13 protein-coding genes are annotated in these 13,883 nt (G+C 61.2%); 7 read left to right on the top strand and 6 right to left on the bottom strand.

The features are described from left to right. Positions 1–34: 34 nt before the first annotated feature. Positions 35–1,375, bottom strand: coding sequence for a 4-hydroxybenzoate transporter PcaK (gene pcaK, locus FX984_RS23545; RefSeq protein WP_027604409.1), 1,341 nt, complete (start codon positions 1,373–1,375; stop codon positions 35–37). A gap of 145 nt (positions 1,376–1,520) precedes the next feature. Then, the gene (gene pcaR / locus FX984_RS23550; RefSeq protein WP_025855315.1) at positions 1,521–2,363 is read right to left on the bottom strand and encodes a pca regulon transcriptional regulator PcaR; all 843 of its coding nucleotides are present in this window, start codon (positions 2,361–2,363) and stop codon (positions 1,521–1,523) included. Positions 2,364–2,915: 552 nt separating this feature from the next. On the opposite strand from pcaR, the gene FX984_RS23555 reads away from it, so the two are divergent. Then, positions 2,916–3,116 carry a hypothetical protein gene (locus tag FX984_RS23555; RefSeq protein WP_003172389.1) on the top strand — a complete coding sequence of 67 codons (201 nt, stop codon included), beginning with the start codon at positions 2,916–2,918 and terminating at the stop codon, positions 3,114–3,116. Positions 3,117–3,428: 312 nt separating this feature from the next. Then, positions 3,429–4,904: an inorganic phosphate transporter gene (locus FX984_RS23560; RefSeq protein WP_027604410.1), complete on the top strand. Its 1,476-nt coding sequence runs from the start codon at positions 3,429–3,431 to the stop codon at positions 4,902–4,904. Between the two features lie 136 nt (positions 4,905–5,040). Here the strand turns inward: FX984_RS23560 and ccoM are convergent, their stop codons facing one another. After that, the gene (gene ccoM / locus FX984_RS32975; protein ID WP_017530457.1) at positions 5,041–5,157 is read right to left on the bottom strand and encodes a cytochrome c oxidase subunit CcoM; all 117 of its coding nucleotides are present in this window, start codon (positions 5,155–5,157) and stop codon (positions 5,041–5,043) included. A 143-nt stretch (positions 5,158–5,300) separates the two neighbouring features. After that, on the bottom strand, positions 5,301–5,495 hold the full coding sequence (locus FX984_RS23565) for a hypothetical protein (RefSeq protein WP_131697188.1): 195 nt from the start codon (positions 5,493–5,495) through the stop codon (positions 5,301–5,303). A 100-nt stretch (positions 5,496–5,595) separates the two neighbouring features. Here FX984_RS23565 and FX984_RS23570 point away from each other — a divergent pair, with 100 nt between their 5' ends. The 3 genes from FX984_RS23570 to FX984_RS23580 all read left to right on the top strand — a co-directional run bounded on the left by FX984_RS23570 (position 5,596) and on the right by FX984_RS23580 (position 8,208). Further along, the gene (locus FX984_RS23570) at positions 5,596–6,468 is read left to right on the top strand and encodes a LysR substrate-binding domain-containing protein (protein WP_146475803.1); all 873 of its coding nucleotides are present in this window, start codon (positions 5,596–5,598) and stop codon (positions 6,466–6,468) included. 91 nt (positions 6,469–6,559) lie between these two features. Then, the gene (locus FX984_RS23575) at positions 6,560–7,030 is read left to right on the top strand and encodes a RidA family protein (RefSeq protein WP_027604412.1); all 471 of its coding nucleotides are present in this window, start codon (positions 6,560–6,562) and stop codon (positions 7,028–7,030) included. Next, entirely contained in the window at positions 7,027–8,208 is a 1,182-nt protein-coding gene (locus tag FX984_RS23580) for an aminotransferase class V-fold PLP-dependent enzyme (protein WP_027604413.1), read from the top strand. Before FX984_RS23575 ends, FX984_RS23580 begins: the two co-directional genes overlap by 4 nt. On the opposite strand, the gene FX984_RS23585 is transcribed toward FX984_RS23580, so the two are convergent. Continuing rightward, positions 8,205–8,546 carry a hypothetical protein gene (locus FX984_RS23585; RefSeq protein WP_027604414.1) on the bottom strand — a complete coding sequence of 114 codons (342 nt, stop codon included), beginning with the start codon at positions 8,544–8,546 and terminating at the stop codon, positions 8,205–8,207. The two genes, FX984_RS23580 and FX984_RS23585, sit on opposite strands and share 4 nt — an antisense overlap. Before the next feature lie 218 nt (positions 8,547–8,764). On the opposite strand from FX984_RS23585, the gene rapA reads away from it, so the two are divergent. Next, on the top strand, positions 8,765–11,611 hold the full coding sequence (gene rapA / locus FX984_RS23590; protein WP_027604415.1) for an RNA polymerase-associated protein RapA: 2,847 nt from the start codon (positions 8,765–8,767) through the stop codon (positions 11,609–11,611). Positions 11,612–11,790: 179 nt separating this feature from the next. On the opposite strand, the gene FX984_RS23595 is transcribed toward rapA, so the two are convergent. Continuing rightward, positions 11,791–13,137 carry a spinster family MFS transporter gene (locus tag FX984_RS23595; RefSeq protein ID WP_027604416.1) on the bottom strand — a complete coding sequence of 449 codons (1,347 nt, stop codon included), beginning with the start codon at positions 13,135–13,137 and terminating at the stop codon, positions 11,791–11,793. A gap of 251 nt (positions 13,138–13,388) precedes the next feature. On the opposite strand from FX984_RS23595, the gene FX984_RS23605 reads away from it, so the two are divergent. Beyond that, entirely contained in the window at positions 13,389–13,754 is a 366-nt protein-coding gene (locus FX984_RS23605; protein WP_027604417.1) for a YkgJ family cysteine cluster protein, read from the top strand. The last annotated feature ends 129 nt before the right edge of the window (positions 13,755–13,883 follow it).

Below are 13,883 nucleotides of genomic sequence, written 5' to 3' on the forward strand. Positions count from 1 at the left end.
ATCGAACGGATTGTTGGCAGGCTATCGATTGATCTCAGGTCGCATCCGCATGGCTGACCATGCCTTTGATCACCACGGCTGCCGTGGCCAAAGCGGCCGGAATCACCAGGGCGGTGAGCACCTGCTCGAAGTTCCAGCCCAGGCCCAGCAAGGTGGCACCCATCCACGCGCCGAGGATCGCGCCGAAACGGCCGATGCCAAGCATCCACGACACGCCGGTGGCGCGGCCTTGGGTCGGGTAGAAGCGCGCGGCCAGGGATGGCATCGCCGATTGCGCACCGTTGACGCACATCCCGGCGACCAGCACCAAGGTGGCCAATAGGGTGATATTGCCCAGGCTTTGCCCCACCGCGTAGGCAAACACCCCGGCCAGCAGGTAGAAGGTGCCGATGACCTTGTGGGGGTTGAACCGGTCCATCGCCCATCCCACGCCGACGGCGCTCAATACGCCACCAAACTGGAACAGCGCGCCGATGAAGGCGGCCTGCTCCATGCTGGCGCCGCTGTCGCGCATCAGGGTCGGCAGCCAACTGGTCAGCAGGTACACGATCACCAGGCCCATGAAGTACGTGAGCCACAGCAGCAAGGTGCCGGCGCTGTAGGTGCCCGAGAAAATCACCGCGAACACGTTGCGCGCCTTGACTGTTTTTTGTTCGGGCACGCTGAAGGCGGTGGCCTGGGCAACAATAGAGGGTTCGATGGGCGACAGGGTCTTGCGCACCTTATCGACACCTCGATTACGCACCACCAGGAAACGCGCCGATTCCGGCAGCCACAGCATCAGCACCACCACCAGGATCAACGGCAGGATGCCGCCGATCATCAACAAGGCGTGCCAGCCGAACGCCGGGATCAGCTTGGCCGAGATAAACCCGCCACCGGCCATGCCCAGGTTGAAACCACAGAACATGCTGGTCACCAATAGCGACTTGTGGCGTTCAGGGGTGTATTCGGAGAGCAGGGTCGTCGCGTTCGGCATGCCGGCACCCAGGCCCAGCCCGGTGAGAAAACGCAGCACCAGCAATTGATCCACGTTGCTGCTGTAGGCCGAGGCCAGGCTGAAGGCGCCAAACACCAGCACCGCGCCCACCAGCACAACCTTGCGCCCGAAACGGTCAGCCAGCGGTCCGGAACCCAGGGCGCCGAACACCATGCCGATCAACGCAGCGCTCATCACCGGGCCAAGGCTGGCGCGGTCAATGCCCCAGTCCTGGGACAGCGCGGGCGCGATAAAGCCCATGGCGGCGGTGTCGAGGCCATCGAGGAAAACGATGAGGAAACACAGGATCACCACGCGCCACTGGTAACGGGACAGTGGCTGGGTGTTGATGAAGGACTGGACGTCCAGGGTCGTGCCGACAGAAGGTTGATTCATTATTCTTATTCCACACCGATGGCGGGCCAACGGCCTGGGGCCGTCATTATTATTGGTGCGCCCTCAAGAGCGCTGCCGCACAGTAATAAGCCGGGGGAAACATCGTCAATTGATCAAGCGGGGATCTGTGCGGTCACCGAACACCTTAGGCAAACAACTGCGCACTCAACTCACGGCTGGCACTGAGCATGCTCGGCAGGAAACGCTGCTCCAGTTCGCTGCGGCTGACCCGTCCAGCGTGAGTACTGACATTGAGCGCCGCCAGCACCTGGCCGGACGCGTCATACACCGGCACGGCGATGGAGCGCAGACCCTGTTCCAGTTCCTGGTCGACAATGCACCAGCCCTGCTGACGCACTTGTTGCAGGCATTCGAACAAGGCTTCAGGGGTGGTCAGGGTGCGGCTGGTCTTGGTTTGCAGGTCGGCATGGTCGAGGTAGTCCTGCAGCGAGGCATCATCCAATGCCGCGAGCAGGATACGGCCCATGGAGGTGCAATAGGCCGGCAACCGTCCGCCCACCGACAGGTCCACCGAAATCAGGCGCTGGGTGGTGGCCGAACGGGCAATGTAGAGGATGTCATCGCCTTCAAGGGTGGCCATGTTGCAGGCTTCGTGCAGTTGTTCGCTCATGCGATCCAGGTAAGGCTGGGCCGATACCGCCAAAGGCGTGGAGGACAGGTAGGCATGCCCCAGGGTCAGGACTTTGGGCAGCAATGAATAGGTGCGCCCATCGGTGGTGGCGTAGCCGAGCTTGATCAAGGTATGCAGGCAACGGCGTACGGCGGCGCGGGGGATCTCGGTGCGGTGGCTGATCTGGGCGATGGTCAGGTGGCGCTTGCGCTCCTGGAACGCCTGCACCACCGCCAGGCCGCGGGCCAGGGAGGTCATGAAGTCGGGGTCACCGGTAAACGCCTGGATACGCTTGGCCGGCGAGGCAACGATCGGCGGCGCCACTGACGCGAAAGAGTTGCGCAATTGATCGTTCATGCCAGGTTCCTTTCTCTTATTGTCAACCGCAGGGGATTGGGCTGCTATTACAAGCCGGGCCGGCCGTGATGCACAAGGCAGGCCCGGCAACATTGGGCGATTATCGGACAACCATGCGATTATCGCAATTTAGCGCTGAGGGCGATCTATCAACCACGTCCCCGGCGATGTTAAGCCGTTAATTTAATAGCTTGTTTCCTTGTTGAGTTTATGACGCCAGAATTTCAGCAAATACTGACGCGTCGACGTAACAAAACACTCACACAAAGTTGACGGTTTTTAACTTTATGCCGATAGTGTTATTCAAATGCGCCGCTATAATGCATCCTGTGCGGAGGAGAGCCCGGTTTCATATTGAGGCTGGAACTCGCCAAACCATGCACAGGCCGTGCATGGACGATCGCAACTACCTGCCTGGAATGACCGCCCAACAGTGGCCTCCCGTTTTCATTCAAACTTGAACACTTCGTGGGTTCAAGTTGGAACAACCCGAGGGCGACATTCAGGCCAAACACTGCAATGTACTTACACCCAACTCAATTAGGTAACAACGTGACGAAAGATGAACTGCGCGCGGAACTTGAGCGCCAGGAGCAACGTTACAAGGACGTTTACGGCGGGGAAGTCACCACCTACGCCGCCCAGCCTGAACCTGAACGCAAACCATGGCGCAAGCGAGCCAGCCTGCTCGACCAGGCATTTGCCCAGGAAATCCAAAAGATTGAACAGGAACTCAAGGCCGAAGAGCCATAAGCGCTTCGGATCGAGTCCAGGGCCCTGCCTGCAGCGATGCCATTTAGCCATCCTCCAGCCGACCTGAATCCCACCATCGCCTGTAAAATTTCATACAAATGTTTCAGGCATGACGATTTGGTGACAAAACCCTGTCCTTTCAGCCCTGCGCTTTATAAATCAAAGACTTGCCAAAGCCCCGAAAACCCTGGGATCGCCAGCTTTTGCCCCTGGCGATTCGATGAAGATTGATACCGATGAGCAGCTAGTGCATCGATTACCGAGGTTTTCTGGCATAATCGCGCCCCCTTACGACCGGGTCAGAAAACCTTCATGATCGATTTATTCAGCGGACTGGATGCTTGGGTTCTCGTGAGCCTGTTGCTCGCCCTGGCCTTTGTCCTCGCCTTCGAGTTCATCAATGGCTTTCATGACACCGCTAACGCGGTGGCCACAGTCATCTATACCAAAGCCATGCCGCCGCATCTGGCCGTGTTCTTCTCCGGGGTGTTCAACTTCCTCGGCGTGTTGCTCGGTGGTGTCGGTGTCGCCTACGCCATCGTGCACCTGCTGCCCGTGGAGTTGCTGATCAATGTGAACACCGGCCATGGCTTGGCGATGGTCTTCTCGTTGTTAGCCGCGGCGATTACCTGGAACCTGGGCACCTGGTACTTCGGTATCCCCGCCTCCAGCTCCCACACCCTGATCGGTTCGATCCTCGGTGTCGGCCTGGCCAATGCCCTGATCAACGACATCCCCCTGGCTGACGGTGTGAACTGGCAGAAGGCCGTCGATATCGGCGCGTCCCTGGTGTTCTCGCCGATGGCCGGCTTCCTGGTCGCAGCCCTGGTGCTGATCGGCCTGAAATGGTGGCGCCCGCTGTCGAAGATGCACAAGACCCCGGACCAGCGCCGCAAGCTCGACGACAAGAAGCACCCGCCGTTCTGGAACCGCCTGGTCCTGGTGATTTCGGCCATGGCCGTGAGTTTCGTGCACGGCTCCAACGATGGCCAGAAAGGCATCGGCCTGATCATGCTGGTGCTGATCGGTATCGTGCCGGCGCAGTTCGTACTCGACCTGGGCAGCACCACCTACCAGATCGAGCGTACTCGCGACGCCACGCTGCACCTTAACCAGTTCTACCAGCGCAACCACGAGACCCTGGGTGAGTTCCTGGCCCTGGGCAAAAGCGTGAAAGACGACCTGCCGGGCAAGTTCCGCTGCAACCCGCAGCAGACCGAACCCACCATCAATGCCTTGCTGGATACCTTGAAAGGCGTCTCCGATTACCATTCCCTGAGTGCCGATCACCGCATCGAAGTGCGCCGCTACCTGCTGTGCCTGGACGACACCGCGAAAAAAGTCGGCAAGTTGCCGGGCCTGGAAGCGCGTGAGAAGTCCGACCTCGACAAACTGCGCAAGGACCTCACCGCCACCACCGAGTACGCGCCGTTCTGGGTGATCCTCGCGGTCGCACTGGCCCTGGGCCTGGGCACCATGGTGGGCTGGAAGCGTGTGGTACTGACGATCGGCGAGAAGATCGGCAAGCAGGGCATGACCTATGCCCAGGGCATGTCGGCACAGATCACCACCGCCACCATGATTGGCTTCGCCAATATCTTCGCCCTGCCGGTCTCCACCACCCACGTCCTGTCTTCCGGCGTAGCGGGCACCATGGTCGCCAACAAGAGCGGCCTGCAAGGTGGCACGGTCAAGACCATCCTGATGGCTTGGGTGTTGACCCTGCCTGCGACCGTGGGCCTCTCGGCCGGCTTGTTCTGGCTGGCCTCCAAGGCACTGGGCAACTGATCGCCAGGCGCTGACAAAAAAGGTGCGGCCTCTGTGAGGACCGCACCTTTTTTTATGGACCAGAATTGAACACCCAAAAAAAAGGGCGACCGAAGTCGCCCAAAATGCCTTGCGTGCTCATGTAACCCGGAAAAACCTAAGGTTTTTTACGCTTGTTCGCGTCTTTCCAGATAAAAAATCCAAACCCTACAAAAAACAGCACCATGAGGCTTACAGTCAGCACTCCGGCGAATACCACATTATCGATAAACATGACCGGCCTCCTGCACTTGCCTTGTTGCGATAGGGCTAAGTTAATGGAGAAGGCGGATTGAAAAATTGACGGGGATCAATGTCGCCCGCGACGGGGCGTAAAGAAGGGCAGTAACTGACCTGCATCAATAGATGCAGGCCGTTTTAACGCTTTTTGGGTTTGTTCTTTGATTTTTTCTTGGCTTTGCCTAAAGGCATCGCCTGTTCGAACGCCTGGCGCACTTCATTCAGGCGCTTGTCATTCAGGTCATGCACGCGCTTGGCGCGCTCGGCGTTCAGGTCGATCAGCTTGTCGTCATCACTCATGGCTTGGCTTACGTCGTGGCGAGTAAGGCTCAATAATGCGGACTCCTGCGCCCGGCGGCAAATCAACCGGCGACAAAAGGCCGACCGACGCCCAAAATCGGCACTTTCCAACCACTCAAGGAGGCCCATCCAGGTGGCACTGCATAAGGATCTTCCGCCGCTGCTGGCCCTGCGCGCCTTTGAAGCCGTGGCCCGGCACTTGAGCTTTATCAAGGCCGCGCAGGAGTTGTCGGTAACCCAGAGTGCCCTGAGCCATCAGGTACAAAAACTCGAACAGCACCTGGGTAAATCGCTGTTTATCCGACGCACCCGCGCGATCGATCTGACTGCAGACGGCCAGCAGTACTACGCCGAAATCCGTCCCGCCCTGGACGCCATTGCCGTCGCGACCCGCGCCCAACGGGTGGTGCCCGGCGCCACGATGTTACGTGTCGGCCTGCTGGCGTCGTTCGCCACCCTGTGGTTGGCGCCGCGCCTGGCCGGTTTTCTCAATCGCTATCCGCATATCCAGGTGGAATTGCTGCCGGCGATTCAACTGGCGAACGTCGCGGCGGCCGAAGTCGACCTGGCCATTCGCTACGGCAAGGGCGACTGGCCCGACGTACAGGCCACACGACTGATGCCGGAGGTGATCTCTCCGGTGTGCAGCCCGGCATTCAAGGCCAGCCAAGTGCACAACGGTGCGCTGTTGATGGCCACTTCGCACCGGCCTTTTGAGTGGACGGACTGGTCTGGGCATTATCAAGTCGACCTCAAGCACCATCCGCGCGTCATGCTGCACGACTACAACATCGTGGTCGAAGCTGCGGTGGCCGGCCAGGGCATTGCCATGGGCCGTCATCGCTTGATCCAACGCAGGCTGGATGATGGCAGCCTGGTAGAAGCCTTCGATTGGCCGCCCTATCACAGTGAAATAGGCTACTGGTTGATTGCAGCGCAAGGCCCTGCCAGCGACGCCGCGCGGTGTTTCAGCGAGTGGTTGAAGGACATCTGCCGCGACACGTGAGTTATTTCGATACGTCGGATGAGATCTATCCGTTTGTCGACACTCCCCCCTGCCCCACATGCTGAAACCTCCTGACCCAAGAGGATTCACCATGAGCGACTCCCTCCGCCACCGCGTGCAAGCCCTCGGCCTGACGCTGCCATCACCCAGCCAACCGATTGCCAACTACATCAACCATGTGGTCAGCCAGAACCAGTTGTTTATCTCTGGGCAAATCCCGCTGATAGACGGCAAGCCTGCCTACGTGGGCCGCCTGGGCGAATCCCTCAGCGAGGAAGAAGGTATCCAGGCAGCGGAACTGGCTGCACTGGGCTTACTCGCGCAATTGAGCGATGCCCTGGGCGATGACCTGTCGCGCCTGGTGCGCATCCTGCGCCTGGGAGTGTTTATCGCCAGCAGCAGCGACTTCCAGCACCAGGGCGCCGTGGCCAATGGTGCGTCCAACCTGCTGGTGAATGCCCTCGGCGAAAAAGGCCGGCATGTGCGCACGGCAGTGGGCGTTTCAAGTCTGCCGGCCGGCGTGGCGGTGGAGGTTGACGGGATTTTCGAGTTGCAGCCGTGAGCCCGCTGCACGTGCAACATCTGCGCGAGGGCACTCCCGGCTGCCAATCGGGCATCGTGCACTTCAACTCTGCCGGTGCCTCCTTGCCGAGCCAGGCGACCCTTGACGCCATCATTGACCAACTACAACGCGAAGCCCGCGACGGCCCGATGGAAGCCGGCGAGCATGGCGCGTTGCTGGTAGAAAAAGCCCGCCGCGCGGCCGCGCAGTTGCTCAACGCGCCCACCCCATCGATTGCCTTTGCCAGCAGCGGCTCGACCGCCTGGAGCATGGCGTTCCAGGCCTTGGGCCCGTGGCAGCCGGGCGACCGCATTCTGGTAGGGCGCCACGAATGGGGCGGCAACCTGGCGAGCATGCAGTTGGCGGTGCAAGCCGGCGCGCGGGTGGACGTCATCCCCTGCGATGCCACCGGCGCGGTGTGCCCCGTGGCGTTGGAAGCAATGATCGATTCAAGCGTAAAACTCATCGACCTCACCTGGCTCCCCGCCAACGGCGGCCTGATCAACCCCGCCCAGGCCATCGGCGAAGTGGCCAGGCGTCATGCCATTGCCTACTTTATCGATGCCGGCCAAGCCGTCGGCCAGGTGCCGGTGGACGTGCAGGCGTTGCAGTGCGATGTGCTCAAGGCGGCCGGGCGCAAGCACCTGCGCGGGCCACGGGGGACGGCGCTGCTGTATGTGCGACCGGATTTCCTCCCACACTTGAACCCCGCCCAGCGCGACGTGTTTTCCGCCCCCTGGAGCGCCGACGGTTTCGACCTGCGCAACGACGCCCGACGCTTTGAAACCAGTGAGGCGTCCTTTGCCCTGTTGGCGGGCCTGGGCAATGCGCTGCAGGAGATGAATCAATTGGGGATCGAGCGTGTATGGGAACGCATCACGCACACCAGCAGGCGAATCCGCGAAGCATTGCGTGGGATTCCCGGCGTGTCGCTGCATGACCTGGGCACGCTTCAATCAGGCCTGATCGCCTTCAACCTCGCCGGCTGGGACGCCTTCGAACTCAAGCGACAATTGGGATTGAAACGGATCAATATCGGCGCCAACGGTGTGGCCTACACCCCGTTGGATATGCAGGCCCGTGGCCTGACCAGCATTGCGCGGATCTCCGTCAGCCCCTTCAACAACGAGCGTGACATCGAATTGCTGATCGCGGCTCTGGAGGAACTGCGCGGTTAAACCTCGACGTCCACCCACAAACCCTGGCGCGGCGCGTCTTCGATCAGCGGCACGACCGGTACGGTGTTGTCGGCATTGAGCAGGTCGCCCGGGATCGCCAAGTGCTGATCCGGGTCTTCATCGGCTTCGCGCCGGCGTTTCTGCTGTTCCTGCTGGCGGCGTTGCTCTTCACGCAACAACAGGGTCGACTGCTCGGCATCGCCCTTTTTCAGGTCGATGGTGCTTTCGTTGGAGCCCGCTTGCACAGGAACCACGGGCGGAATATCGGGTTTCTGACGGACCGGGTCGAGTTGCGACGTAACCGGTACGACGCTGACGGGCAGCATAGGTGGAAGCATGATAGTTGTTCTCCTGTCAGCAGGCTGTCGGCGGGCCGCGCGACGACTTGAGCGCAGGTTCGCCAACCTGTGACCCAGTCGACACTCACAAGTGCCCGCCACCCGTCGATTGCGTGCTCACCCGGCCAACCAAACGGCGTAGTTTTTGTCAGAGTCCTTGGGCGTGGGGCCTTGTTCCGTTAACATAGTCGGCTTTTTCACGGCGGGAGTCAGGCAGCATGGCGCAGCAGTATCAACCGGGGCAACGCTGGATTAGTGACAGCGAAGCAGAGCTGGGGTTAGGCACCGTTCTGGCACAGGACGGCCGCTTGTTGACCGTGCTCTATCCGGCCACTGGCGACACCCGCCAGTATGCGCTACGGAATGCGCCCCTCACCCGTGTGAGGTTCTCGCCGGGTGACTCCATCACCCATTTCGAAGGCTGGAAAATGACCGTGCAGGAAGTCGACGACGTCGACGGCCTGCTGGTCTACCACGGCCTCAATGGGCAGAACGAGCAGGTCACCCTGCCGGAAACCCAGCTCTCCAACTTTATCCAGTTCCGCCTGGCCAGCGACCGTCTGTTCGCCGGGCAGATCGACCCGCTGGCCTGGTTCTCGCTGCGCTATCACACCCTTGAACACACCAGCCGCCAATTGCAATCCTCGCTGTGGGGCCTGGGTGGCGTGCGTGCGCAACCTATTGCCCACCAATTGCATATCGCCCGTGAAGTCGCTGACCGTATCGCACCACGGGTCTTGCTGGCGGACGAAGTGGGCCTGGGCAAGACCATCGAAGCCGGCCTGGTGATCCATCGCCAACTGCTGTCGGGCCGCGCCAGCCGAGTCCTGATCCTGGTACCGGAAAACCTGCAGCACCAGTGGCTGGTGGAAATGCGCCGCCGCTTCAACCTGCAAGTGGCGCTGTTCGATGAAGAACGCTTTATCGAAAGCGATGCCGCCAACCCGTTCGAAGACACCCAACTGGCCCTGGTCGCGCTGGAGTGGCTGGTGGACGATGAGAAGGCCCAGGACGCACTGTTCGCCGCCGGCTGGGACCTGATGGTGGTCGACGAAGCCCACCACCTGGTCTGGCATGAAGACAAAGCCAGCCCGGAATACGCGCTGGTCGAGCAGCTTGCCGAAGTGATTCCCGGCGTGCTGCTGCTCACCGCCACTCCGGAACAGCTGGGCCAGGACAGCCACTTCGCGCGCCTGCGCCTGTTGGACCCGAACCGTTTCCACGACCTGCACGCCTTCCGTGCCGAAAGCGAGAACTATCGCCCGGTGGCCGAAGCCGTGCAGGAGCTGCTCGACAAGGGCCGCCTGTCGCCTGCCGCGCACAAGACCATCCAGGGTTTCCTCGGCAACGAAGGCGAAGCGCTGCTGACCGCCGTCAACGATGGCGACGCCGAAGCCAGTGCGCGCCTGGTGCGTGAACTGCTCGACCGCCACGGCACCGGCCGCGTGCTGTTCCGTAACACCCGTGCCGCCGTGCAGGGCTTCCCGGAGCGTAAGCTGCACGCCTACCCGCTGCCGAACCCGGACGAATACCTCGAGTTGCCCCTGGGCGAACACGCCGAGCTGTACCCGGAAGTCAGCTTCCAGTCGCAACCGGACATCGACGAAGAAAACCGCTGGTGGCGCTTCGACCCGCGCGTCGAATGGCTGATCGACCAGTTGAAAATGCTCAAGCGCACCAAGGTCCTGGTGATCTGCGCCCACGCCGAAACCGCGATGGACCTGGAAGACGCCCTGCGCGTGCGCTCCGGTATCCCGGCCACGGTATTCCACGAGGGCATGAACATCCTCGAGCGTGACCGCGCCGCCGCTTACTTCGCCGATGAGGAATTCGGCGCCCAGGTACTGATCTGCTCGGAAATCGGCAGTGAAGGTCGCAACTTCCAGTTCTCCCACCACCTGGTGCTGTTCGACCTGCCATCCCACCCCGACCTGCTGGAACAGCGGATCGGCCGTCTGGACCGGATCGGCCAGAAACATGTGATCGAACTGCACGTGCCCTACCTGGAAACCAGCCCGCAACAGCGCCTGTTCCAGTGGTACCACGAAGCCTTGAACGCGTTCCTCAACACCTGCCCGACCGGCAACGCCTTGCAGCATCAGTTCGGCCCGCGCCTGCTGCCGCTGCTGGAAAACGCCGACGACAGCGAGTGGCAAGCCCTGATCGACGAGGCCCGTGCCGAGCGCGAGCGCCTGGAGCAGGAACTGCACACCGGCCGCGACCGCCTGCTGGAGCTCAACTCCGGTGGCGCCGGTGAAGGTGATGCGCTGGTGGAGGACATCCTCGAGCAAGACGACCAGTTCGCCCTGCCGATCTACATGGAAACCCTGTTCGACGCCTTTGGCATCGACAGCGAAGACCATTCGGAAAACGCGCTGATCCTCAAGCCCAGCGAGAAGATGCTCGACGCCAGCTTCCCCCTGGGCGACGACGAAGGCGTGACCATCACCTACGACCGTAACCAGGCGCTGTCCCGTGAAGACATGCAGTTCATCACCTGGGAACACCCAATGGTGCAGGGCGGCATGGACCTGGTGCTGTCCGGCTCCATGGGCAACACCGCCGTGGCGCTGATCAAGAACAAGGCGCTCAAGCCGGGCACCGTGTTGCTGGAGCTGCTCTATGTCAGCGAAGTGGTCGCGCCCCGCGCGCTGCAACTGGGCCGTTACCTGCCTCCGGCGGCACTGCGCTGCCTGCTGGACACCAATGGCAACGACCTGTCCGGCCGCGTCTCGTTCGAAACCTTGAACGACCAGCTGGAAAGCGTGCCTCGGGCCAGCGCCAACAAGTTCGTGCAGGCCCAGCGCGATCAACTCACACCGCGGATCAATGCCGGTGAAGAGAAGATCACGCCGCGTCACGCCGAACGTGTGGCCGAAGCCAAGCGTCGCCTGGCGGCAGACACCGACGAAGAACTGGCGCGCCTGACCGCGTTGCAAGCGGTCAACCCGACCGTTCGCGACAGCGAGCTGGTCGCCCTGCGCAACCAACGTGAGCAAGGCCTGGCCATGCTCGACAAGGCGGCGCTGCGACTGGAGGCGATTCGGGTGTTGGTAGCGGGTTGATTACCGCCCTGCCCTGTTGAATAGAGGCCCGCGCACTGCGGGCCTTTTTTATTCACTTGAGAACAGTGTTGGCATTGCGGGCCTTATCGGGGCAAGCCCCCTCCCACATTGATCGGTGACCGACATGACAACGCGGTCTACTGTGGGAGGGGGCTCACCCCGATGGCGTCACCGCAGAATCAAGCCATCGCAGCCGCAGCCGGCACCTCAACCCCCTTCAACCCCTCCTTCATCCGCTTGGCATCACGCACAAAACTGCGTGACGCCTGGAACAGGAACAGCATGGTCAAGAACAACGCCACCGGAATCAGGTACATGGCGTCATGCAAGCCCACCGCCTTGTAAGCCTCGGTCATCTGTTCGGCCCCCGCCGCATACATCGCCGCATGGGCAAAGTGATCGGACAACCCGCCCACCACAATCGGCCCCATGCCTCCGCCCAGCAAGTACAAGCCGGCAAAGAACAGCGCCATCGCCGTGGCCCGCAGGCGCGGCTCGACCACGTCCTGGATCGCGGTGTACACACAGGTGTAGAAGTTATACGCAAACAACCAGCCCACACTGAACAGCACCACAAACACGCCGATCTCGATGCGCCCGGCATGCAGGGCCCAGGCGGTGGTGACGGTGGAGATGATCAGGCTGCACGCCGCAAACAGCAGTCGGCCATTGGCAACGCGTTGATGGATCTTGTCGGCAATCCAGCCCCCCAAGGTCAGGCCCACCAGGCCGGTCAACCCGACGATGACGCCGGTGGCGACCGCCGCGTCCTGCAGTGGCATGAGGAAATAGCGCTGCAGCATCGGCACCAGGAACGAGTTGCACGCATAGGTGGCGAAGTTGAAGCACAACCCGGCCAGCACCAGCCACAGGAAGGTCGGCACGGCCAGCACGCGGCGAATCGGGCGATCGACGCGCTCCTGGGAGACTTGTACGGCTTCGGCGGCGCCGCGCTTGGGTTCCTTGATATAGAACATGAACACCGCAAGGATCAGCCCCGGCACGGCGGCGATGAAGAACGGCGCGCGCCAGCTGTCGAAGGCCTTGACCATCCAGCCGATGGTGAAGAACGCCAGCAACAGGCCCAAAGGCAGGCCCAGCATGAAAATCCCCATGGCCCGGGCGCGACGGTGCGCCGGGAACAGGTCGCCAATCAGCGAGTTGGCAGCCGGCGCATAGCTGGCTTCACCGATACCGATGCCCATGCGCACCAGCAAAAACGTCCAGAAACTGCCAACCAGGCCGTTGACCGCTGTCAGCCCGCTCCACGCGAACAGGCCCCAGCCCATCAGTTTGCTGCGCGAGCCGGTATCGGCCAGACGCCCCAGCGGCAGGCCGGCAATGGCATAAACGATGGTGAAGGCGGTGCCGATGATGCCGAGCTGGAAGTCGCTCAGGTGCCATTCCATACGGATCGGTTCGATGATGATCGCCGGAATGGTGCGGTCGAAGAAGTTGAACAGGTTGGCGAGGAACAGCAGGAACAGAATGCGCCAGGCATTCGCCGCTTGGGTCGAGTTCTGCATGGGTCCGTCTCTTTTATTGTTATGAGAGCTGCGATGCCCGATGCATCCCGCCCGGTACCTGCAACATAGTCAGGCGAGCCGTGGTTGTCTGTAATGATTCGTAAAGCTGATAGGGCATGATTTCACCCGACAACACGGGACTTTGCCGACAAAAATATAAGTGCCTGCCCCCCTTCCCAACGGCCATGACCCGATTAGAATGGCGAGCCTTCCAGTAGTCCCCCACTCTACTTTTCTTATCGATGACGCCCATGTCCGAAGCCAGTCCGTGTCTGAGTTGCGGTGCCTGCTGTTCACACTTTCGTGTGTCTTTCTTCTGGGGTGAGTGCGCCTCCTCGGGGGGGACGGTGCCTGATGACCTGGTGGTGCAGATCAACCCGACCCGCGTGGCAATGATCGGCACCGACCAGAAGCCCGCGCGCTGCTGCAGCCTTGAAGGCGAAGTCGGCAAAGGTACGAGCTGCTCGATTTATGAGCAACGCTCAAGCCCCTGCCGGGAATTCGAAGCTTCATGGAGCCAGGGCGAGCAGAATGTCGATTGCGACGCGGCCCGTGCTGCGTTCGGCCTGCCGCCGTTACAAGCCCCGTTCGAGTTGGAGTTGCCCATCAGCGCTTAGCACTAATTGCTATGCACGGCATGCCAAAATCATTCAGAGCAAAGTGCCATTATCGCTGGAAAATCCCGCGAGGCTTCTATACTCGACCTCATAGGTCATCGCCGTAGGCTGTGACGTGACGCTATGACG

It is taken from the genome of Pseudomonas marginalis, from assembly GCF_008692035.1.
Classification (GTDB): Bacteria; Pseudomonadota; Gammaproteobacteria; order Pseudomonadales; family Pseudomonadaceae; genus Aquipseudomonas; species Aquipseudomonas marginalis.